We start from the raw sequence: 25,018 nt of genomic DNA, 5'->3' as shown, positions 1-25,018 counted from the left end.
GGAAATGCACCTCCTGATTGTTTGATCTCCTTGTACTTGTTCTATATGCTTTTCCCTATTGATTCTTATATAAGATTGCTGGTTATCTTATGCCAGATTCGGTGATAAGCCGTTATTTCTCCCACCAATCTGCCTGCGAAATTGCACTGGAATGCCACTGAAGAGTGGCGTTACAGTGGCATTCTGGTGGCATTACAGTGGCATTATTACCGGGGAAGTCGTATAGATGGAACGAATCTAACAGGCATTTGACTAGGCAATTTAAAGGCTGTCACCAGGGTGACCATTGGGGCAGGCGTCATCATCAAATAAAAAGAGGCCGCCCCTATTTAGTAGCAGACAGCCCCTTACCCTAAAAACAACAATTAATCCCTTGCCATCACTGCAGCCAGTTCTTTTTCCACATCTACATACACGTCATCGGCCACGTCAAAAACAACTTTTATCACCTTTCCATTTACAAATGGAAACCGGGGCGTGTATTCGCTGCTTACCGAATCGCCACTGTCGTACCCGATGCATAAACCTTCGCCACACAACGCATACCGGCCGGTTTGGGTACGAAACTCACCATTGGCCTGTTCTTTTTCATCCACATACAACTTCATGGTGCCGATGGATTCGCCGTACTTACCCTGTTTGTTCTTGGTGAATTCAACCCCCATGATATGTTTGCCCGATTGGGGGGCTTTACATACCAGGCGTTGTTCGGGTGGAATGCCCAGGAAATTGTATACATAATACAACTGGCCACCTTTAATGAACAGCGTGTGGCCACCAAACCTTGATCCATGTGCAAAGATCACGCCTTCAGATTCGCCAGTAACTTCTACTTCTGCAAAGATCTTGTAGGAGCGCCCATGTGTACTCGCAGCCGAGGCTTCCGGTATTTCTGTTGTGCCGGGATAATAAGTGTATCTGCCGCTTTCGGGAATGGCGGCATGGAATTCCAGTTTGATGAAATCCAGCACAGAGAGATCGTTTAATGGGAATACATTATACTTCTGCGCTTCCTGCATCCACAATGCCGATAGTTCCCTTACTTTTTCCGGGAATTCTTCAGCCAGGTCAATGGCTTCAGAACGGTCCTGGTCGGTATTGAACAATTGCCATTTGTCTTTATCGAAATTGCCCAGTCCTACCGGCAGCGGTCCATGTAAGGCGGCTAATTTCCAGCCTTTGTGCCAGAGACCGCGGGTGCCGCACATCTCGTAGTATTGTATTTCTTTTTTAGTAGGTGTATTGGCGTTATCGAAACTGTACTTCATAGAAACACCGGCCAGTGGGGTTTGTTTAACGCCATCCACTACATCAGGCATGGGAACACCGCAACATTCCAGAATGGTAGGCACGATATCGGTACAGTGGTGGTATTGATGCCGCAGTTCACCCCTGGCTTTTATGCCTTTGGGCCAGCAGATCACCAGCGGATCGCAGGTGCCACCAGCATAATTAGAATAGCGTTTGAACATGCGGTAAGGGGTGGAGAAAGCCACTGCCCAACCGGTTGGATAATGGTTGTACGTATCTGGGCTCCCCAGTTTATCGATCATGGCCAGGTTCTGATTGATGTCATCGGGATAGCCGTTGAAAAAAGTATTCTCATTCACAGAACCATTGGGGCTTCCTTCGCCCGATGCACCATTGTCGGCACAATAAAAGATCAGTGTATTTTCCAGCTGTCCTGATTCTTTGAGGTAGTCGATGACGCGGCCTATTTGCGCATCGGTATATTCCGAGTAACCGGCAAACACTTCGGCCATGCGGCAGAACAATTTCTTTTCCTCTTTATTCAGGGTATTCCAGGGGCGTACAAGGTCGCCTTCATCGCAGGTGCCTGCTGGCATGGGATTGATCGGTGTAAGCTGGGTATCTGTTGGCAGAATGCCTTTTTCTTTCATGCGTTGCAATACCCATTCCCGGTAGGCTTCATACCCATCATCAAAAACGCCTTTGTATTTATCGATATACTCCTGGGGCGCGTGGTGGGGTGCGTGATTGGCGCCGGGACAATACCACATGTACCAGGGTTTACCGGGTTGCGATTGTTTGGAGTCCCTGATGAAGTTGATGGCTTTGTCTGCAATGTCTTTTGAAAAATGATACCCTTCCTTTGGCAGATAAGGTTGTTCAACAAAATGATTATCCTCAATTAACTCAGGATACCATTGATTGGTTTCGCCGCCGATAAAACCATAAAAACGATCGTAACCCAAACCAAGCGGCCAGCGTTTTTTGGAAGCGCCCATATCGAAGGAATCAACAGGCACGTTGTGGTTCTTTCCGATCCAGAAAGTGCTATAACCCGCATCACGCAGCACCGTAGCCATAGTGGCGTTTTCCAGTGGGATCTTGCCAGCATAACCGGGGAACCCGATCGCAGACTCAGCTATGGTGCCAAAGCCATTCTGATGGTGGTTCCTGCCGGTTAAAAAAGTAGAACGGGTAGGGGAGCAAACGGCCGTTGTATGCCATTGCGTATAGGTCAATCCCTCCCGGGCCAGCCTGTCCATGGTAGGCATGTTTATTCTGCCCCCATAAGGAGACCAGGAAGCAAAACCGGTATCATCGTATAAGATCACCAGTACATTGGGTGCGCCCTCCGGTGCATTGGGTTCCAGAAATGCCGACCAGTCGGGTTGGGAATTTCGGACATCCATATTGATCACGCCTTTGAATGTTTTATTGGCGGCGGTGGTTATTTGGGATTTTCCATTTGTTGCTTTTGCCATGAAAAATGTTTTATAAATAAGACACGTCAGCCCCGGTGGCTCCGCCATGGTGATAAAAAATAAAACCGTTTTGGCGGAACAGCTATCCGGCCGGTGTCTTAACCTGTTTATAAAAGAGGGTAATGAAACTTCCCGGAATTGTATTGTTAATGGTTTTTACTGTTAATCAATTATACGCACAACAAAAACCGTCAGATGAAGAATTAAAAAGAGCCAACGACCCTATGGCAAACGTGAAAGCTTTTAATATCCAGGATTACATCGTATCAAAATTGTATGGGTTACCCGATCGGCAGATCAACCAACTGCTTGTTCGTTACTCGCAGCCTATAGGACCGGTGCTTTTACGCGCCACCATGCCGTTTGTAACTTCTTCCGGCGAAGGGGAGGGGCCTGTGAGTGGCTTAGGCGATTTCAATCTTTTTGCTATCTATACGCTACCCTCATCAAATGGTAATAAATTCGGTGTTGGCCCTAACATTACCATACCCACCGGAACGCATGACCTGGGTGCGGGTAAATGGCAGACGGGTTTGTCGGTACTGGCGTTTTTTGCACAGAGTAAAATTGTACAGGCCGGCTCTCTGTTGCAATGGTCGGTCTCCTTTGCAGGTGACGACGACCGGCCGGATGTTAGTGTACTCACCCCACAGGTGTTCTTTATCTGGCAAATCGGGGCGGGCTTCTGCATAAGAAGTACGGGTGTTATGACCTTTAATTTAAAGACGGGAGATTACAATGTACCAATAGGGCTGGGGGTTGGTAAAGTATTGAAAGCGGGCGGAGTGGTATTCAACTTATTTGCAGAGCCGCAATTTACGGTGCTGGCAGAAGGCATTGGGCAGCCCAGGTACCAGACCTTTGTTGGGTTCAATACCCAGTTCTGATAAAAAGGAAAAAGGTTAGCCTGTTTTGGGCTAACCTTTTTAACTGTATTAGGGGGAGGAGAAAGTCAGCAATTAATTGAACAGGTTCGGGTTGTTCTGTTCTTCTGTTTGCGGAATGGTAAACAAATAATTCGGGCTGTTGGCCACGAAGGGTGTGCCATCTGCAAATTTCAGGGCCGTATGATATTGGATGGCTACTGTTTTAACGGTACCATCAGTTTGAGTAATGGTTACCTTCTTGCCGGCGCCGCTGCCATCTACATATGGGTTGCGTACTACAGGTAATTGGTTACGGATAATATCTGCCAGGGCAAAACCTTCGCCCCACAATTCTTTGCGGCGTTCAATAAGAATGGCATCGATCAGTTGTTGCTGGGTAGCACCTGCAGGATCGAAGGTGGCGGCGCCACGGGCGGTGCGTAAGGCATTGAGTGCGGCGGCACCCTCGGTGATGTTGTTTTCACGTGCATATCCCTCTGCTTTTATCAGGTAAGCCTCAGCGCTTCTCATCAGCACCAGGTCACCGGTATTATCGGCGCGGAACCTGAATTTTTTATACTGCAGGTAACCTTCACGGCCGGGGTTAGGGTCCCAGGAAAAAAGGGTTTTGCGGATGTCGCCATTGTCGAACAGATCGCCAAAGAAAGGATCGGCCATGAAGCTGTAATAACCGGAAGAGGCTGACGATACATCCAGGAAATTAAAGCTGTAACTGCCATCGCTCTGGCTGGGTGTTTCGGGATGGCCCCAGATCCATTCTGAATTATTTACATCGTTGAAGCCTTTGGTATAATCTGCCGGCGCCATCAGGGGATAGTTTTTCAATGCATCATTGGCCGCAGTGGCAGCAGCAAGCCATTGTCCTGTATTCAAATAAGCGCGTGCCAGCAAACCATTCACTACATCTTTATCGATCTTGTATTTGGCGGTACGCTGATAACCTTCGAGCAGGCCTTTCGCATCCTGCAGATCGGAGAACACAAGAGTATAGATGTCTTTCAGGGTTGCTTTTGGATTGCCGGTTGTTGTAGTGGTAGCAGGCGTAGTAGTGATGGGCGCCGTTTTTGCGTTAGGGTCCTTTAAATAAGAGAACTGGTAAAACGAAGCAATGGTCAAATAGAGCTGGGCCCGTAATGCGAGTGCCTGTCCTTTCAACACCTTTTTGGCGGTTGAATCGCCAGTTGCCTTATCTACGTTCGTAATGATGATGTTGGTACTGTTGATGATCTTGTACAACTGGTTCCAGATGGCATTGTTACGGCTTTGGGTTTTATCAACCATTTGGGTGAACTGGTACACGGGTGCAAAGCTGTACTTGGTAGTGATCAGGTTCACATCATCGCCCATGGCTTCACTTACCAGGGTAAGGGTTTTAAAACCCGGGTTGCCAAAAATGTCTGCATAAAAGTCATCCATCAATGCCCGCCACGAGCCTTCGTACAGGGCGCTTAAATTGGCCACTGATTTCAACACAATTTCTTCCTGTACTGCATTGGTGGGCGAGGTGTTTAACTGTTTGTTGCAGGCCGATAAACCGAACACCAGCGCTGCGAGGTATATATATGATCTATACGTTTTCATTCGTTTGAAAATTTAAAGTGAACGTTATAAGCCTACCTGGATCCCTACAGAAATTGTTTTCATTTGCGGATACTGATAGTAGGTGGTGCCATCGATTGACTGTTCGGGGTCCATACCCTGGTGGCCATAGAAGGTCAGCAGGTTTTCTGCCAGTCCATATACCCTGGCCGATTTAAACCCGATGCGGCCCAGCAGGGTTGCAGGAATGTTATAACCCAGGCTCAATTGTTTCAACCGGGCATAAGTAGCATCGTATAAAAAGCGGGTAGAGGTGGATGTCCAGCTCAGGTTGTCGGTAGTAAAACGGGGCACATTGGTATTGGTATTTTCGGGCGTCCAGCGGCTCAACAGTTCGGGCGACCAGTTACGGCCGGGATTTACGGCGCCGGTGAGCAGGTTGATGTAATCTGCATCCAGCACTTTACCCCCAAGGCTATACGCGAATACAAATGACAAGGTGAACTGTTTATAATCAAGGGTATTGGTAATACCGCCGGTTACATCGGGCAGGGCAGAGCTGGCACTGTATTGTGTGGCCAATGAATACGTACCGGTTGTTACCTTTTTGCCATCGGCAGTAGTCTGATACCATAAAGGATTTCCTGTTGCCGGATCTACACCAGCCCACTCACGCAGGTAGAAATCGTATACAGAGGAACCTACTGTCAACCGTTTGGTGCCATTGATGATCTCTTTTTGTGGCAGGGCGGTGATCTCGTTCTTATTGTGTGCCACGTTAATGCCTACCAGCCAGCGCCAGTCGCGGGTACTAACGGGAACAACATTCAATTCCAGTTCAACCCCGGTATTGCGCAACTCGCCAATGTTGGCATTGATGGCGGTGAACCCGGTTGACCCGGCCATTGGTTTGGCGTACAACAGGTCTTTACTGGTTCTTCTATAATAGTTGAAGGTACCGTACACACGGTTTTTAAATAAACCAAAATCAATACCTGAATTGAAGTTCAGGTTGCTTTCCCATTTCAGGCCGGGTGTTGGCAAACTGGAAGTGGTTACCCCGCCATTGCCCTGGTTGCTGGTAATATTATACAACGCAAGGTATTCATAGTAACCGGAGAGGTTGTCATTACCAGAAGCTCCATAGCTTGCTTTCAGGGTAAGGGCGCTTAACCAGTTCACTGATTTCAGGAATTCTTCTTCCGATAAGCGCCAGCTGGCACCGGTACTCCAGAATGTACCCCAGCGGCTATCGGGTGAAAAGCGGGAAGAACCATCGCGGCGGATAGAAGCCGTGAAGAAATATTTGCCCTGGTAATTGTATTGTCCCTGGCCGAAAAAGCTCAGCTTGGTATAATTGTCTGAACTACCGGTGAAACCCATCAATTGGGCTGCTGCTACTGGTTCATCCAGATCACTCAGTGCAAAATTCTGCCGGTTCCCACTCAGGTCGCTTGAATTCAGGTAATAGTATTCGTGCCCGGCCAGCAGGTTGATGTGATGGTCCGATGCAATATCGAGATCGTAGGTAGCTATATTGTTCCAGGTATAAGCAAGGAAACGGCTGCTGCTTTTACTCACCGTACCACCAATAGGGGCATCTTCACCTAGCAATGGATTGGTGTAATACAACGAATTCTTGTTGATATAATCCAGGTTGAAACTGGTTTTAACTTTCAGCGCTTTGGTAATGGCCGCTTCCAGGAACGTGCGGGTTGATACATTTTCATTGGTCAGTCTGGAGGTGTTCAAAGGCTGGGAACCGATGAGGTTGTACTTTGGCAATGCCGCATTGGGCCGGTAAGCGCCGTAGTCGAATTGTTTGTCGCCATTGTTATCAAGCTTGTAGCTGCCATCGGGATTACGCTGATAAATAGGATAGAAGCTGGGTATGGTACGACCGAACAACACCACGTTGGCCTGTTTTGAATCGGAAGACGTGGGGTAGTCTTGTGAAGTACTGGCGCCGCTGAGGTTAAGACCCACTTTTAACCAGGGTTTTGCCTGCAGCGTAACATTGCTTCTGAGGTTGTATCGTTTAAAACCAGAGCCAAGAAAAGCACCATCGTTTTTCAAATAACCCCCACCTATATAATAAGTGGATTTGTCACTACCACCTGCCACACTAAGTTGCGCCTGTGTGTATTGCGCGCTCTGATGCATGCCTTTTTCCCAGTCATCATTCCATAATGGTTTGGCGCCGGCAACGAGTTTACCATCGTGGCCAACGGGTTCGGGGAAAGCAGCACCATAAGGGTTGATACCCAGATTACCTACTAACGAACTACTGGCTGTGGCGGCTGCCTGATCGGCAGTTTGCCCGTTGGAGAGTGCTTTATTGCGCAGGGCTTCCCAATACAATTGAAAATACTGATCGGTGCCCAGTTTATCATAATCTTTTACCGCCCGGCTGCTCCAGCCCTGGTTGAAGGTGGCGTTGATGGCAGCCTCACCTTTCTTTCCCTGTTTGGTGGTAATGATAATAACGCCATTGGCTGCCCGCGAACCATACAGGTTGGCGGCCGTGGCGTCTTTCAGAATACTGATAGCAGCAATGTCCGCCGGATCGAGTGCATTGATATCGCCTTCGTATGGGGCACCATCCACTACAAACAAGGGAGAACTGGAGGCATTGATACTTCCCACACCACGAATTCGGATGGTAGAGGCATTACCTGGTTGTCCGTTGGCTGAACTGGTTTGTATGCCCGGGGCCAATCCCTGCAGCGAATTGGTGATATTGGGGGTAAGCCGGTTGTTTACTTTATCAGAAGAAATGGAGGTAACCGCACCAGGATAACCTGACCGTTTAACCGTAGTATAGGCTACGGTTACCACTTCATCGAGCGTGGTATTGGACGCATTTAAAAGTATGGTAAGGTTGGACTGGCCTGCTTTCACGTCAATTTGATAGGATTCTCTGCCTACAAATGAAACGGTGAGCGATGCCTTGTCATCTGTTAATTCCAGTTCAAAAATTCCCTGGGCATTGGTAACAGTTTTACGGTCTGAATTGTTCACGGCAACGGTGGCGCCTTCGAGGGGCTGTTTGTTTTCCGCCCCCAGCACCACACCGCGGACCTGTTTTGTTTGAGCGAAAAGCCCGCTGCTGAACAGTAACAACAGTACGAGCAAGCCATGTTTTTGTAGCATACGCATATAGGTTGATAGATAGATAAAAAAATTCACTGGCCATTGTGATAGAATGGCCCGGGAAAAGCAATGTTAAAAGGCCTGCTCAGCAGACCCTGTACATTATTAGCAAGGTGTTAAAGTGTAAGCTGTTATCCTGTACAACAGCAATAGGTGCACGACATATATAAGTAGACCAGATATGGACGTGTATGTGGGTTAGTTGTTCTCATATGCTGGTGCAAATATAATACAAACAATAACCCTATCAAAGAGGTGGACTAAATTGTTACAGCAAATATTTAAATGGTGTATGTAATGGATGAGGGAACGCAACTGGATAGTTTGCGCAGTGGGAAAAAGAGAAATGTTTTGTGGAAAACTTTATGTGTGAATGATGGCCTGGTAGTTTTCTGCAAATTCTTCCCCATAAATTTCTCTGTATTTTGAACTAAACTTGTCGTACGTGGTTTTAGCGAGCGTATGACGGCCCAGGGCGATCAGCGTTTTGCATTTGATGCGAAGGGCATGTTCATTCAATTCATCGAACTGGAAGATGGCATTGGCAATAGCGATGCTTTTTTCGCGGTGCCGGCCCGGTTCCAGCGTAGTATTGCATTGCAGCAGGGCTTCCACAATGAAATTACTCACCTCGGCCTTTAAGGGGTCCAGCCATTCATAATAAGTTTGTTCAAGGAAGGCGCCGGCTGAACAAATACGCAGCAGTTTGTTGGTGTCGGTGGCTGCCAGGTTGCCACCCGGTTTTTGAAACAGCTGCAGGTAATCGAAGAAGTCAATACGAACAACTGACGGATCAAATTCAAATTTCCAGGCGCCCGTTTCGCGGCTGATGGTACAACCCTCCAGCTTTTCGAGGATGTTCTTTATTTTAGCCAGGTTAACGGCGCGGTTGTTTTTGGCGTCTTTAACGTCTTTGTCGTGCCACAGCAATTCATTCATTTTTTCAGCCGGCACACCTTTGTTGTACCGCAGCGAATCGATCACGATCAATAAGAACAGTTCTTTCAACAGGGGCGTAAACTGGCGCGTCAATTGTTGCCCGCTGGCTGTCGCTACTTCAAACTGTCCAAACAATTTGATATTGCCGCGGGCCGGTCCTGTTTCTTCTGCTGAAAAGTGTTCTACATATGGGGCTGTATACTCTTCTTCCGGAATGGGGTTGGGGATCTCTGCAGACTCTGGTTCAACAACGGGCAGCGGAACCGTAGTTACAACCGGTGTACCGTTTGGTTTAACAGCTGTTTTATTTTCTACCTGTATAACTGCTTTCTTTTTGCGCCGGTACAACCACCATATACCTGCTGCACCTGCTACAACCAGCGCTGCTATGCTAATGATATTTTTCCAATTGGTTTCAGGTGATGGGGCAGGTGTGTTTACTGCTTCGTTTACCGGAAAATCGATGTGGTTGATGTGCAGTTCGGTACTGTTTTTCTCCTTATTAGTATATAAGGTAACCGCCAGGAACTGGTTGGTTTTTTTACAATAATAAAGGTCGGCATACGAGCGTACATCATTGAATGCATAAGGGAAGGGCGAACCCAGGCTGATATACTCGGGCCGTTGCAAAGAACCTTTTATGAGTTGCAGCTGGCTGTTAAACCGGTCGTTTGAAAAGATCAGCGCATAATAGTTTTGTCCGTTTGAATCCAGTATCAGCGATTTGCCAAATACAAATGGCGTGGGTGGTTCAGGCAATGAATAGATCTTTTTAAAGCGGTTATTTGGTACCTCGTACAACAACAGGTCATAAAAATAATGGGGGCTCAACATCTGGTCGCCTTCCCTGCTGCCATACCCGCCAATTATATAGGCAGAATCTGTGGAGGGTGTTACACCCAGTGCAGCCATATAGCGTGGTGCCAGAAAATCACCCTGGTGCGGCAGGGTATCCCAGGTTTTTGCAGACAGGTTGCAGCGCTGAATGGTGTTTTTATATTTCAGTTGGCCATACCCACCTATAATATACAGGTAATTGTTTTTTGTAATAAAGCTATTGGCCTGCCAGTACTCCGTAACATCGCCCTTTGAAAAATTAAAATCCCACTGGTGGTTGATGGAATCGTACACTGCAATCTCTTTTTGATCGGGATAATAATTGTACAAAACACCCGTGCTTTTGTCGACGATGGACTGGTTACCGGGCAACAGGTTGCTGTGTGTAGTGGCTAATGATTGAGCCGAAAGCTTCAGACCCCGGGCAGAAAAACTATATAAGGTATCGGCAGTAACCACATACACTGTTTCACGCACGGGATCGAAGGCAAAACTCGGCCGGCCCGGTACAATCAGGGTGGCTGCGTTTTCCCAAACCTCATGTTTGGGTTTTATCCATACGGCATTTTCCACGGTACCATTCCGGTGGCCATAGGTATCTGTTGCCAGGGTACCTGATGATTCCGATAAAGGCCAGGCATTGCGCTGTTCTCCATCTTCTTTCAATTCAACATTGCGCAGTCGCATGGGGGGCAGGTCGCGCGAAACAAAATTATGCTCGTTGCACGAACCAAAAACCAGGGTAAAACACTTGCTTTTGAGCGAAATGCCGTTGCTGTGCCATTCTTTATTGCCTACCCTACAGGTGAGCTGGCCTTTGGCGTTGATGGAAAACCCGAGGCGGGTCCAGTCGTGTTTCAGGGATTCATCGTTCAGCTGAAAAGAAATATCGGTAAAGTTTTCTCCCGCCACTACGCGGAAGTTGGCACTTTTTTGATCGTACAGCAGATCGATATTCTGCCCCTTATCATTGATGAGGCGGAATATATAACCAAAATATGTGATGTGGTCGTCTAAAAAGTTGAAATCAAAAGAAAGGTCCAACTGGTTGGAAAAACAGATCGGTTCCTTCCCGGTCAAAACGAGAGAAGTACGTTTTTCGGGAACGGCTTCGTGACTGGAAAACTGGAGTCCATATGCCTGCGAAGGCGTTTGGCCAAACCCTTCCTGCATCAAAAAAAAGAACCCGGCAATAAAAACAAACCCTTTATATAATCCGCTAACATTCATGGGGCAGTACAGCAATAGTTGGTGTCAATATACTGCAATATTACACATATCAGTACCATAGTGGGGGAAGCTGGATAAAAAACCGAAAAGAACCGCAATTAATGACCGTATTAACCCGCGATTAAGCCATTATTAAACCGTTCGGAGCTATTTTCAACTTCATTATCAATCTAAAATTTGCTTTGCCAGTATGAAACAACTGCTACTGCTTATAATGGCTTTTTCCGCAGCCATTACCTACGCCCAAACCAAAACGGTGCAGGGACGCGTGACGGACGATAAAGACCGGCCGCTTGCCGGCGTAACGGTCTCCGCCAAAAGCACCCCCAATGCACAGGTACTTACTACCGAAAACGGAACTTTCGTATTAAAGATGCCAGACAAAGAAACCACGCTGGTGTTTACCCACATTGGTTATGAACGACAGGAAATAAAAGCTACCGGTTCAAACCTGGATATAAAGCTGGTGTTTTCTGCCAAAAACCTCGACGATGTAATTGTGATCTCTGCCCTTGGAGTAAACCGGAAACAAAAATCGCTGACGTACGCCTCGCAAACTATTAATCCCAACACCCTGACAGAAGCCAGGGATGTAAACTTTTTGAATGCCCTTTCAGGAAAAGTAGCAGGTCTTCAGGTACTCGGTTCCGGCCAACCCGGCGGCAGCGTGCGTTTAACCCTGCGTGGCAACAGTTCGATCTCAGGTAATAACCAGCCCCTGTTTGTAGTGGATGGCGTGCCCATCGAAAACGGACCGGGCGATGCGGGTAACCTGGACTATGGCAATGCCGTGGCCAATATTAATCCCGATGATATAGAATCTATCACCGTGCTGGCGGGTCCCAATGGTGCGGCTTTATATGGGTCGAAGGCGTCCAACGGCGCCATTTTGATTACCCTTAAAAAAGCCAAACCCGGTGCCGATGGAAAGCTGGGCATCGATGTGAACCAGGATATCCAGAAATACAAGATCACCCAGTTTCCTGCTTACCAGAATACCTGGGGCGAAGGCGAATTTGGGATGCTGACCACTGGTAGCACCAGCAAGGTGAACCAGGCCAATGGTGGGGTAAATATGGGCTCCAGCAACAAAAGCTGGGGTGCTCCTATGCTGGGGCAGCCTTATAATAATTTTGCCGGCACACCCATTCCTGGTGGTTATAGGCCCCAGCCAAACAACGTGAGTGACCTGTACCAGGACAGCTATACCAGTACCTCCAACGTGTCCATAGGCAAGGCTGACGCAAATGGCGCTTTTCGCCTTTCATATGGCCTGGTAAAAGGGAATGATGTGATCGACAACCTGAACAAGATCACCAAACACAATGCCACCCTTACTGCTTCGCGTAACCTGAGTTCGAAGATCAGTATCAATACCCGCCTGGCCTATACCAATTATAATACAAAGAACCGGATGACCAAAAATCTGGACCCGAATAATCCACTGGCATCCTATGTATACATGGCCCGCAGTGCACAACTCGGTGCCTTTATGCCGTATATGGATGCGTTGGGTAATGCCGTGAATCCCGGACAGGTGAACGATGTGGAAAATCCATACTGGAGTATTTATGCCAATTCGAATGCAGATACCCGCTCGGCCTTCAATGGCGGTATAACAGCTACGGCCAACCTTACTTCGGCTTTGCGTTTCAGGGGGCAGGTGGTAGGCGACCTTGCTACTGTAGACAATTATATATACCGGGAACTGGGTGCACTAAAAACACCCAATGGCTTTTACAGCAATGACCTGCGCCGCCAAAACAACTGGTATTATGAGGGTATACTGATGTACAATAAACCGTTGATGAAAGACCTCAGTTTCGATGCGTTGGCCGGGGTGAGTTTTGATAACCGCAATACGCTCGACCGGTTTGCATCTGTAAACACGCTGCTGGTGCACAATATGCCCAGTATAGGCAATGCCAATGCAGTGCCTTCGGTAGGGGAGTCTTTGTACCGGTTAAAAACCCTGTCGTTATTTGGAAAAGCAACGGTTGGGTTTAAAGAACTGCTGTACCTCGATGTGTCGGCCCGGAACGAATGGTCGTCGAGCCTGCCGTTGAACAGTAATTCTTATTTCTACCCGATGATCGGTGGCGGCTTTGTTTTTTCTGAACTTATTCAGGATAAAAGCATCATCAACTCCGGTAAGATCCGCGTCAGTGTTGCCAAAGTGGGTAACAGTACCTCACCTTACCAGTTAATAAATACGTATGCTACACAAGGGTTGTACATGGGTTACCCAATCATGGCTTTTACCAACACGTTAAAGAACCCCAGCCTGAAACCGGAACAAAGCACTTCGCGTGAAATTGGGTTAGACCTTACGTTGTTAAGGAACCGCATTAACCTGAGCGCTACGTATTACCGGAACAGCAATATCAACCAGATCATTTCAGCGCAAACGCCTAATGAAACCGGTTTTAATAACCGCATTGTGAATGCCGGGGAAATACAAAATAAAGGGTTTGAATTTACGGTGGCTGCTACGCCGGTGCAAACCCGTACGTTCAGCTGGCGTACTACCGTGAATTTTTCTACCAATAAAAATAAAGTGGTGGCACTGCTGCCCGGGTTGAACCGGATCCAAATGGGCGGCCGTTTAGGTATGACCGTGAACGCGATGGTGGGTCAGCCTTTTGGCATTCAGTTGGGCAACCGGCCGTACCGGGTAGGGGATACCATTCTGGTAGCGTCCAGCGGCCGGGCCGTTGTGGAGCCAAATGTAATTACCGGCGACCCCAATCCCAGGTGGTTGGGTGGCTGGCAGAATACCTTCAACTATAAAGGCTTTACGCTGCAGGTAACGGCTACCATCCGCATGGGTGGCGTGCTGTTCTCCGAATCATATGGCCGCGCCATGTTCCAGGGAACTACCGTGGCAAGCCTCGAAGGACGTGATGATTATTTCCTCAGTAATGTTATTCTGGGCGAAAGCGATCCTGAACGCCTGGGGATTGGACAAAATGTAGGTTCTTCTCCTACGCGTTATTGGGATTCCTCCCGCATAAAAGGACTGGCTTATCCCAATGCTTATCTCATTAAACAAGACCCGGTAACCGGCGTACAAATGACCGATAAAAATGGCCGCTACCTGGTGGGTGATAAATTTACCGGAACGGTATATCCCCAGGCGATCCTGGGAAATGACAAGGTGACGAATGATGTGCCGTACCTCACCTTCGATGCCACTTCTATCCGCATCAGTGAAATAGTGTTTGGTTATGCTCTTCCGCAAAAAGTACTGGGCAAAAGTTTCGTGAAGGGGGTGTATGCAGCCGTTACCGGCCGTAACGTATGGCAGATCTTTCAAAGAACACCCATTGGCATCGACCCTGAATCAACTGCCGGTACCACCAATGGTACCATGGGTATTGAATCAGGCGGTTCTTTCCCTTATGCCACTATGGGCTTTACCCTCAAGCTTTCCTTTTAATCACGCATCAACAACTGAAAGAAATGAACAAACTAACTTCTATAATATTACTGGCGGCGATGGTGCTGGTTTTTGGCTCCTGTTTGAAAAAGTTTGAGGAGCTGAATACCGATCCTACCCAGTTTTTAAAAGTATCACCCGAATCGTCTATAACAATTGCCATTAAACGTACCGGTGATATGATCGGCGGCGCAGGACTGAACAGCGGCATCAATATTAATATGTGGGAGATTGCGAATTTTATAGAGGCCGGCGCCCGATACTCGGCGAATGACCAGGGCATTTGGCAAACCAGCTATGTGAACATTTTACAAAACCTGGTGCAGGTTGAGAAAACCTATGGCGGTGACACCCTCTTTACCAACCGGGTGCAGATTGCCCGCATCTGGAAAATGTACATCTATTCCATACTGGCAGGTTATTATGGACCTATTCCTATGGATGAAGCCAATAACCTCGACAACCTGGCTGTTATCAATTTTCAAAGTGAAGACGAAGTATATACCCGCATTCTTTCTGTATTGAAAGAAGCCAGCAATACGATCAATATAAACAATAGTAAAGACAAACTCACGTATGATGTGGTGTATGGTAATACTGCCAATCCGTTGTTGAGCTGGAAAAAGTTTGCCAATACCCTGCGCTTGCGCATTGCCCTGCGCTGCCGCCGCAACCTGGGTGCTGTGGCCGATGATGCTATAAGGGAATTGATGGCGAATGAAACACAACTGATCAATGCTGAAGCCGAGACCATGAAGGTGCCCTATGAGAACGTGAACAATAATGAGAACCCGTATTACCGGTATTACATCAAAACCAATTTCAACAGTGGTACCTGGCCCAAAATGACCGACATGATGTTCATGTACCTGCGGTCGTACAAAGATCCACGAATGGCGTACTATTTCGATTCGGTTAAAACCGTAGCCAATCGTTACCGGGTAACCGATACACTCTCAAGTACAGCCGATGATTCCCTGCGGGTTGTTACGTATCCAATCCCTTTTTATGGGTTGAATAAATCAAATTCCATTCTCACGGGCTGGCAGGCTACCCTGGCAGGACAGATAAGTCCGCAGGGGCAGAATAACCAGAATGGGCTTACCGGTGCGAGTGTGTATTCGAATTATTCAGCTGCTATTTATAACAATCCAGCCCGGCCGCTTATTATTCTGAATTATGCCGAAGCGCAGTTTCTGAAAGCACAGGCGTCCCTGCTGGGGTTGGGCGGTGCGCAACCGGCAGAAACCTATTATGCACAAGGTATAGATGCCAACTTCGCCTTCTGGGGAGTGCCCAATAACCAACGCGATGCGTACAAAGGAGTCAACGGTATCAGATTCGGCACCACCGGAACGGGTTTCTATAATTACCTGCATATTGTAAAGGCCGATCTGCCCGATGGCGATATCAACAAGGTCTATTTTCAAATGTGGTTGAATTATTATCCCGATCAGCCATTTGAAGCCTGGTGTTTGCAGCGTCAGACCCGCGTACTGAACCTGTCGCCCCACACAACGCCGGGTCTTGCGGCCCTTTTATTTCAGGATGTCCCGGACCGGGGTGCGTATCCGCTTACCGTCAATTCACAAAACCCCGATGGCTATCAAAGTGCCCTGGGTTTACTGAACGTAGGAAGTTTTAACGAAGAAAGTACCAACCCGTATATCCGCCTGCGTTTCGAAATGCCTTATAAGGTGCCTGATTATAATGCCATGACGGCTTATTATGATAACACGGCTGCCATGAAATGGTATGGCACCACCATCCAATCCCTGCAGGCTGCAGCTGCTGCATCTGGATTTACGGTAACTATTGTCAAAGCTTATAAATAAATAGTATGAAACGAATTGCTTTTATCATATACGGATGCCTGGTGTTGTTGTTTTCTTCCTGTGTGAAAAAAGACAGTGGCGAATTTGCTTCCGATAACATTTTGAATTACGAAATTAAAGAGGTGCCCGTAACCGATGATTTTGTGGTAGGCGCCTGGTATTATAACACTGGCAACTTCAATGCTAATGTTACTGAAGTACCGGTGGTGGGCAAATATTCCATGCCCAATGGCGTAGTACCACCGGCCGTGATGAGTAAACACATTGAATACGCCGGTAAAGCGGGCCTTGATTATTTTCTGTTCCAGTTCCGCTCAGCCAGCCGCGATGCGAACAACTATAAATCAGACTCCACGGTCATCAAATCATTCCTGGATGCCAATACGACCAATATGAAATTTGCCCTGGCCTATAATTTCAGTAGTGGTACCTATGCCATCTCCACTACCTCTCCGTTGGAAAAAGATGCCGTGAAACTGGAGCAATTCTACCAGGATGTATTACGAGTAGCGGCTTTGCTTTCCAACACCAACTATATGAAAACAGACGGCAAGGCCCTGTTGTACATCATGAATGCGCAACAGCTGTTTTCGAACGACAATCCAACGATCTATAAAACGCTGCGCAGCCGGGTAGCGGCATTAGGGGTTCAATTGTACATAGTAGGTATGCAGGACCGCTGGACGCCACCGGCCCGCTATCCCTTCCGGTATCAGAACAGTGTAGATGCCATCTATCACCAGTCGTACAGCTCACAACTCAATAACTGGGACCGCTGGTGGATGCTGCCGCAGACAATGGACCAGAACTGGAAATATTCAAAACAATGGTTTGCCGATAATCTGGCTGTTGATTATGTGCCTAACATTTCACCGGCCTATAACTGGAAAATTACCCAGCCAACCAGTGTTAACCCCAATTACCCGCGCACTGACAATGGTGATATGTACCGCAAACTGTGCAACGTAGCCAAGATGAATGCCAGTACCACCACCCGGCTTATTCTGGTTGACTCGTGGAATAAATGGGATGAAGACATGCAACTGGAACCAGCTAACAGTTATGGGGAGTTGTATTTGAATATTACCCGGGAGGAGTTTAAAAGGCAGTAGGCAGAGGGCAGAAGGCAGAGGGCAGAAGGCAGAAAGGAATACACCTCAGCGCGGTGGCGAGCTTAATGCTTGTTTTAAGGAATCCCCTCCCGGGAGGGGTAGGGGTGGGTTTATCATGTTAATATTATTCCCTGTGTTTCATTCCAGATTAATCAAATCAATACCCACCGCTATCATCAGTGCCTATGTGCTGCACGCAGCGGATGAAACAAATCCATTGCCATTAAACACTTGTTATATGAAAAAGAAACACCTTTTGCTGGCCGCTGTTTTTATTGCAGGCGGTTGTGCAAAAAAAGTAATTACAGAAACTGCCCTTCCGGCAACGGAGGAAAAGGCAAAAGTTGAATTGCTATCCCCGCCAGGCGATGTGGTGGGCAAACTAACCGTGGGTTACCAGGGCTGGTTTGCGGCTGCCGGCGATGGATCGCCCTATAACAGCTGGCAGCACCAGAACTTTGAAACCTGGCCTGAGCTAGCAGAATATACCAACTCCTATGCGCCCGTTCCGTTTTATCAGGATGGGGTGTTGCAATCCCCTTATAGTGGCAACCTGGGTAATGGCCGTCCTGCCAAAATGTTTTCTTCTTATGATCAGCAGGTAGCCAATACACATTGCCTGTGGATGCAACAGAACGGTATTGACTGTATTGCGCTGCAGCGTTTCGGCAGTTCCATTGTAGTGGGCAGTGTGAAGAAAGCACAATTCGACGGTATTGCCACCATGATGGAGAATTCGGCACAAACCTATGGCCGCAAGTTTTATATCATGTATGATTGCAAAGCCACCGATCCTATCGATATCGACTGGACGAATACCCTCACCGGCACGTTGAACCTGACCGCTTCGCCCAATTATGCCAAACAAAATGGCAAACCGGTAGTTTGTTTTTGGGGCGTTGGTTTTTCAGGCCGGGGTGCCGCTGCAGACTGGGTGAGTAAGATCAACTGGTTTAAAGCGCAGGGTTGTTATGTGATCATCGGTTCTGTGGCCAACTTTACCACCGACACGGCTTATGTGACGGCTTACGAAGCAACTGATATGATCATGCCGTGGTGGGTAGGCAAACGGGGCAATTTTCAAACTTCCTATACCAGCGACCTGGCCTGGTGTTCTGCCCGAGATATAGATTATCAGGGTTGCGTATACGCAGGATTCGCATTTTCCAATAACAGCGGACAAACAGTTAAACCCCGTAACGAGATCCCGCGGCTACACGGTGATTTTATGTGGCAGATGTTTGCCGGTATCAGAAATACCGGTGTGCAAAGCGCCTATGTAGCCATGTTTGATGAAGCGCAGGAAGCCACTTCTATTTTTAAATGTGCAGAAACCAATGCTGACATCCCGGCCGGTAAATATTTCCTTACACTGGACGCGGACGGCGTGCAGGTGTCCTCGGATTTCTACCTGCGATTGGTAAACAACGGACAGAAAATGATGAAGGGATTGATCCCTTATCAGGCAACACATAGTACGAAGTTTACGATTTCGCCCGATCGCTGCGATGCTACTACCGGCTGGGTATCGGCTAATACATTGTCGGTAAATACAACAGATTTTAAAGAAGGCGCAGGATCCCTGCAATCAGTTGGCAGCGGCACCGATGAATTCAAAAAAGTATTAACTCCCTATAATACCGGCGCTACCGCTGCCTCTGGTTATCTCCGGTTCTGGTATTATGTCTCGGATGTTAGCCAACTGGGAACTTCCAACCAGATTGAAATAGGAAGCGGTGGTGCCAATGACATAAATGAATACAACTGGAATATCGGCACGCTGGTAAATGGCTGGAACCTGATCACCAAAACATTTGCTTCTGCAGGTACAACAGGTGGCACGCCCAATTTGAATGCCATTAACTGGTTTCGGATCTATCATGCCAAAACGGGTGCTGTCACCACCAGGCTGGATCGAATCGAAATCATACCATAACTATAAATAACCGAACTATGATATCTGTGATGAAAATGGCCAGCATGATAACATTGGTACTGATGTCTGTAGCGCATTATAACTGTGCCAAGACCATGGAAGCGTTAACTACTCAAAAATTTGATGATCAAACGCTGCAAACGAAGTCTGCAAGCATTGCACTGGGGAACGGCAATCTGAGAGATACCAATATCAAATATTTTGGCAGATGGGATTTTAGCAATTCCACGCAATATATAAGCAAGTGGGGCGGCGCTTACATAAGGGTACGATTTACCGGAACAACGGTAAAAGTAAAGCTGGGCAATACAAGTAATTTTTATGCAAAAATAGATAATGGCCCCTGGGTACGTTATATCGGTGTAACGGGTACGGTCAATTTAACCCCGTCTGCGTTAGCCAATGGAAACCACACGGTAAGTGTGGCTCAGGGGAAAGACTATGATTACGTTTTTAACTTCCAGGGGCTGGTACTCGATGCCGGTGCTACCACATTAGCGACACCGGTAAACACCGATCTGGTTGAATGGATAGGGGATTCCATTACCGCAGGTTATACCGATTCTCTGGCCAACGTAAGCGGTTATGCCTGGGTGTGTTCTGAGGCAATGGGTACAGAACATACGCAGATTGCTTATCCCGGTATTACTTTAACCAATGGGTTTGGCACCTACCCGGGTATGGAGGTGAGTTATTTTAATTTACAGTCGCCTAATAATCTTTCCTCACCGGCATGGGATTTTACCAGGTACACCCCCAAACTGGTAGTGATCAATTTAGGCACCAACGACAATGGTAAACAGGTGCCTGATGCTACTTTTCAAACCGCTATGACCTCCTTCCTGGCCAATGTGCGCACCAGGTTCCCCAATGCCCAGATCTTTGTGATGCAATGTTTATTAAATGGTATTAAATCGGTACCCACCAAAGCAGCAGTAAATGCCCGGCAAAATGCAGGCGATGGCAGGTTGATCTATATTGAAACTACCAACTGGGTCACTACAGCCGATTATACAGATGGGTTACATCCCAGTGATGCGGGTAACAGAAAGATCGCCAACCTGCTTAACCCAATTCTTACCCCTTATTTAAGTTCGGCCACACCGTTGTACCTGGATCGTTGTGATGCCACTACCGGCTGGACATCCGGTAACACCTTATCGCTAAACACAACAGATAAAAAAGAAGGCACAGGCGCCTTGCAGGCAGTGGGCAGCGGTACTGAGGAATTTAGAAAAGTATTTACCACGTCCATTAATACCGGTGCATCTCCGGCTACCGGTTCTATTCAATTCTGGTATTATGTTTCTGACGTCAGCAAACTAAGCGCCTCCAATCAAATTGAAATAGGAAGTGGTGGCACCAATGACGTAAGCGAATACAACTGGAATATCGGCCCGCTCGTAAATGGCTGGAACCTGATCACCAAACCGATCAGTGCCGCCGGAACCACCAATGGTACTCCCGATCTGAATGCGATCAATTTTATCAGGATCTATCATGCCAAGACGGGGAGTGTTACTACAAAGGTGGATGGGTTTAGGATAATTCCTTAGAAGGGCAGAAGGCAGAGGGCAGAGGGCAGAGAGAAGAAAGGCAATGGGGAATGGGCAATGGGAGAAAGGCAGTAGGCAGTGGGCAGTGGGCAGTGGGCTTCTTCGCGGCAAGGAATCTCGCCGACCGGCATATTGAAATTATTAGCGAGGCTTCCCAACTCCCCCTCCACCGGAGGGGGCGGGGGGAGGCCCTTGAACTCAGAACTAAGAATAAATGAAAAAACTTGTTGTAAGTCTTTTACTATTATCGTGTATCCATGCAAACTCACAGACTGGCTTTGCATTAGTAGAGCAGTTTAATTCGCAGCCGACATTCTATGAAAAGACTGGTAGGGGTACTTGTAAATTGACCAATGGTATATTAAGTACACAAGAGGCGTATGCCAGTTTTGGTACTGCACAATGGACCAATTATGCGATTACGTTTAAAGCCCGTTCGCAGGCAGGTAAAGAAGAAGTGCAGATATGGGCGGGGTTTCGGGAATACAACCGCAACGATCGGTATGTGATAGGCTTGCGGGGTGGTTTGCAAAATAATCTGTACCTGAGCCGCATGGGCTATATGGGCACCGATGAATTCCTGGCTTTGCGGCCACTCGATTTTCACCCGGTGGCCAATACCTGGTATACCTTCCGAATCGAGGTGTGTGATAATCGCATCCGGGTGTTTTTAAACAATGAAACATTACCCCGGATAGATGTAACAGATAAGAACAGCCGCCTGGCGCCTTCGGGCAAAGTGATCCTGGGTGGCGGCTGGTTGCCTACCGATTATGATGACCTGGCGGTAAAGGAACTGCCAGATGATTACTTCAAAAATATCCCACGTAAGGAATACAGCTCGCCGCAAATCGATAAGGAAAAGAAACGCGTTACTGAGCGAAAGGCCTATCAGGCGATGGCCATAAACAAATTGAGTGGGGCCCGTACAACGGTTTCATTGAACGGACAATGGTTGTTTATGCCGGTATACGAGCTGGCTAATGAGCAGGATGCCGTTTCCCCTTCGGTGGGTGACAAAAACTGGCACTCGATGCATGTGCCCGATTTCTGGAATCCTATTCGCATCTGGTTACATGGGGAGACTTTTGGTCCGCATTCAAAAGGGGTGTCGGATGTATATTATAGAAAAGAAACTGAACGATGCGAAAACTATACGTTCGATTACCAGAAAACGAATGCGGCCTGGTACCGGCAGTGGATTGAGTTGCCGGCCGGGATCCAGGATAAGGAAACCGAACTGGCGTTTGATGCCGTATCGAAAGTAGCGGAAGTATGGATCAATGGTTCGCTGGCAGGTAAACATACCGGCATGTTTGGCGATTTCAAAGTGAATGGCAAAGGATTGTTCAAGCCAGGTAAAAACCTGGTAGCCGTTAAAGTGATCCGGGATTACGTAAAAGACGTAAAGGATGCCAATAAAGTAATAGACGTGGCCGTGAGTGTTGAAGTGACCAACAAAATGCTGAAAGACCTGGCGCATGGTTTTTACGGAAATGACCCCGCCGGGATCTGGCAGCCGGTGTCGCTGGTGATTACCGATCCGCTTAAAATAAAAGATGTATTTATACAACCCAGTCTAACGGGCGCCACTTTTGATATTACAATTGCCAATACCAGCAAACAGGATAAAACTTTTTCTATAGCCACTAACATCGCTGATAAAAAAGGCAGTTTGTTATACAAAGGCGACGCATTGCCACAAACGGTATTACATGCGGGTGAAGAAAAAAAGCTGACCTACTCTGTAAAAGACCTGAAACCATTGTTGTGGTCACCGCAAACGCCCAATCTGTATGACTTCACCTTCAGTGTATTACAAAGCGGTCGCATTATCGATAGCACCGTTATCTGTTCCGGGTTCCGCACATTTGAATCGAAGAACGGTTATTTCTGGCTGAATGGGAAACAGTACTGGCTGCGTGGCGGTAATCAAACACCTTTTGCGCTGGCGCCCAACGACCGCGAACTGGCCGACCGGTTTTACGAGGTGATGAAGGCGGGTAATATGGAAGTAACGCGTACGCATACGGCTCCCTATAATGAATTGTGGATGGACGCGGCCGACCGCAAAGGCATTGGGGTAAGTTTTGAAGGCACCTGGCCCTGGCTGATGCTGGCTAGCTCCATGCCCGACCGCTCATTGATTGATCTTTGGGCCGATGAGTTTATGGATATGCTTAAGAAATTCCGCAACCATCCTTCGCTTTTGTTCTGGACGGTGAACAACGAAATGAAGTTCTATGATAATGAGCCCGACCTGGCACGCGCCAAAGAAAAAATGACCATCATTTCAGAGGTGGTGAAAAGAATGCGCGCCGTTGATCCTACCCGGCCTATGTGTTTTGATTCTAATTATAAACGCAAAGGCAAAGCCAAACGATTTGGCGATGATTTTATGAGTGGCATCGATGATGGGGATATAGACGATGTACACAGCTATATCAACTGGTACGATTACAACATCTTTAAAATGTTCAATGGTGAGTTTCAGCAGGAGAACTGGACAGCAGGGCGGCCGCTCATCAGCCAGGAGATGTCAACCGGTTATCCCAATGGCGAAACCGGCCATCCCACACGGTTTTACACGCTGGTGCACCAAACACCGCAATCGCTGATAGGCGACCTGGCGTATGAATACAACAACCCGGCTTACTTCCTCGAAGCGCAATCTTTTATAACCGGCGAATTGGCCGAAGCATTAAGGAGAAGCAATGATAAGGCCGCTGGTTTTATTCATTTTGCCTTACTCACCTGGTTCCGGAGTGTATATGATGCAAAAAAGATAGAACCATATCCTGCCTATTATGCAATGCAACGCGCCATGCAGCCGATTTTGGTGAGCGCTGAATTATGGGGGCGGCATTTCTACGAAGGCGCCCCGTTACCAGTACGTATTTGTGTGGCAAACGATCGCACAGAAGGAACAGAACTGGCGGCATCGGTGTTGGAATGGAAACTGGTAGGGGAAGATGGAAAGTTGCTGCAGTCAGGAACCCAACCCGTAAACCCGGTGGCTTATTATGGCCGGGAATGGGTAACGCCGCCCATTACGCTACCGGCCAATTTACCGCAGGAGCGGGTAAATGCCAAGCTGCTATTGTCGCTTAAGGAGAAGGGTAAGGAGGTAAGTGCCAATGAATACAAACTGGTGCTGGCCCGCAAAGAATGGAATGCGGCTACCGGCACCAGGAAAATTGTGCTGGTCGATCGTTGTAACCTGCAACCGGTTTTTGATTTTCTGAATCTTCGGTACACCGCAGCCACTGATGTAAATGCGGCCCTGCAACAAACCGCCGATGTATATGTGCTGGCGGGTATCGATTCGGCTGACCTCAATAACGAACAATTACAGCGGGTAAGATCACTGGTGGCGAAAGGCGGGAAACTGTTGCTGTTGAACGGGCCGTCGCTGGCTAAAGCGCTTTATCCTGAATACATCCGGGGCTGGTTCAAACCCACTGAAGGCGAGATCGTGAATATGGATATTCCGGAATCACCTGTTTTTGATGGCCTCGCCCTGATGGACCTGCGCTATTTCAATAACAACAAACGCGAAATACCCACGGTGTGTAATTCGGTGCTGAAAGTAAACAGAGCTGCCAATGTGGAATTACTGGCGAAACATATTAGGATCCACGGTTACATAAACGGTGAAATGCCTGAACGGGCAAAACACATGGAAACGATTCAGGGTACTACTATAATGACCATAAAAGACAATGGAAAGGCAATGGTGTCTACAATGTCTTTGGAAAAAGGCGCTACAGACCCGGTAGCTGGAAAATTATTGGTGAACATGCTTAATTACCTGATGCAATAA

11 protein-coding genes are annotated in these 25,018 nt (G+C 47.7%); 7 read left to right on the top strand and 4 right to left on the bottom strand.

Annotation, left to right across the window (positions count from 1 at the left end; genetic code table 11):
- Positions 1–365: 365 nt before the first annotated feature.
- A complete protein-coding gene (locus BMX95_RS15465) occupies positions 366–2,732 on the bottom strand; it encodes an arylsulfatase (RefSeq protein WP_090519453.1) in 2,367 nt (788 codons plus the stop codon).
- 122 nt (positions 2,733–2,854) lie between these two features.
- Between BMX95_RS15465 and BMX95_RS15460 the strand changes: the two genes are divergently transcribed.
- Entirely contained in the window at positions 2,855–3,619 is a 765-nt protein-coding gene (locus BMX95_RS15460; RefSeq protein ID WP_081203341.1) for a hypothetical protein, read from the top strand.
- Between the two features lie 72 nt (positions 3,620–3,691).
- Here BMX95_RS15460 and BMX95_RS15455 read toward each other — a convergent pair whose 3' ends face one another.
- The 3 genes from BMX95_RS15455 to BMX95_RS15445 form a co-directional block, all read right to left on the bottom strand.
- Entirely contained in the window at positions 3,692–5,200 is a 1,509-nt protein-coding gene (locus BMX95_RS15455; RefSeq protein WP_081203340.1) for a RagB/SusD family nutrient uptake outer membrane protein, read from the bottom strand.
- Between the two features lie 24 nt (positions 5,201–5,224).
- On the bottom strand, positions 5,225–8,311 hold the full coding sequence (locus BMX95_RS15450; RefSeq protein WP_081203339.1) for a SusC/RagA family TonB-linked outer membrane protein: 3,087 nt from the start codon (positions 8,309–8,311) through the stop codon (positions 5,225–5,227).
- A 363-nt stretch (positions 8,312–8,674) separates the two neighbouring features.
- The gene (locus BMX95_RS15445; protein WP_081203338.1) at positions 8,675–11,317 is read right to left on the bottom strand and encodes a hypothetical protein; all 2,643 of its coding nucleotides are present in this window, start codon (positions 11,315–11,317) and stop codon (positions 8,675–8,677) included.
- 190 nt (positions 11,318–11,507) lie between these two features.
- On the opposite strand from BMX95_RS15445, the gene BMX95_RS15440 reads away from it, so the two are divergent.
- The 6 genes from BMX95_RS15440 to BMX95_RS15415 all read left to right on the top strand — a co-directional run bounded on the left by BMX95_RS15440 (position 11,508) and on the right by BMX95_RS15415 (position 25,018).
- Positions 11,508–14,756, top strand: a complete 3,249-nt coding sequence (locus BMX95_RS15440; RefSeq protein ID WP_081203337.1) for a SusC/RagA family TonB-linked outer membrane protein — start codon at positions 11,508–11,510, stop codon at positions 14,754–14,756.
- 23 nt (positions 14,757–14,779) lie between these two features.
- Positions 14,780–16,591, top strand: a complete 1,812-nt coding sequence (locus BMX95_RS15435; protein WP_081203336.1) for a SusD/RagB family nutrient-binding outer membrane lipoprotein — start codon at positions 14,780–14,782, stop codon at positions 16,589–16,591.
- A 5-nt stretch (positions 16,592–16,596) separates the two neighbouring features.
- Positions 16,597–17,703, top strand: coding sequence for a glycoside hydrolase family 99-like domain-containing protein (locus BMX95_RS15430; RefSeq protein WP_081203335.1), 1,107 nt, complete (start codon positions 16,597–16,599; stop codon positions 17,701–17,703).
- 238 nt (positions 17,704–17,941) lie between these two features.
- Positions 17,942–19,639, top strand: a complete 1,698-nt coding sequence (locus BMX95_RS15425) for a glycoside hydrolase family 99 protein (protein WP_081203334.1) — start codon at positions 17,942–17,944, stop codon at positions 19,637–19,639.
- Between the two features lie 44 nt (positions 19,640–19,683).
- Entirely contained in the window at positions 19,684–21,195 is a 1,512-nt protein-coding gene (locus BMX95_RS15420) for an SGNH/GDSL hydrolase family protein (protein ID WP_165759065.1), read from the top strand.
- A 214-nt stretch (positions 21,196–21,409) separates the two neighbouring features.
- On the top strand, positions 21,410–25,018 hold the full coding sequence (locus BMX95_RS15415) for a glycoside hydrolase family 2 protein (protein WP_081203332.1): 3,609 nt from the start codon (positions 21,410–21,412) through the stop codon (positions 25,016–25,018).

The sequence above is a fragment of the Niastella yeongjuensis genome (genome assembly GCF_900110245.1).
GTDB classification, from domain to species: Bacteria; Bacteroidota; Bacteroidia; order Chitinophagales; family Chitinophagaceae; genus Niastella; species Niastella yeongjuensis.
Note: the sequence above shows the minus strand (reverse complement) of the source record. Positions and strands in the feature narration are given on the sequence as shown.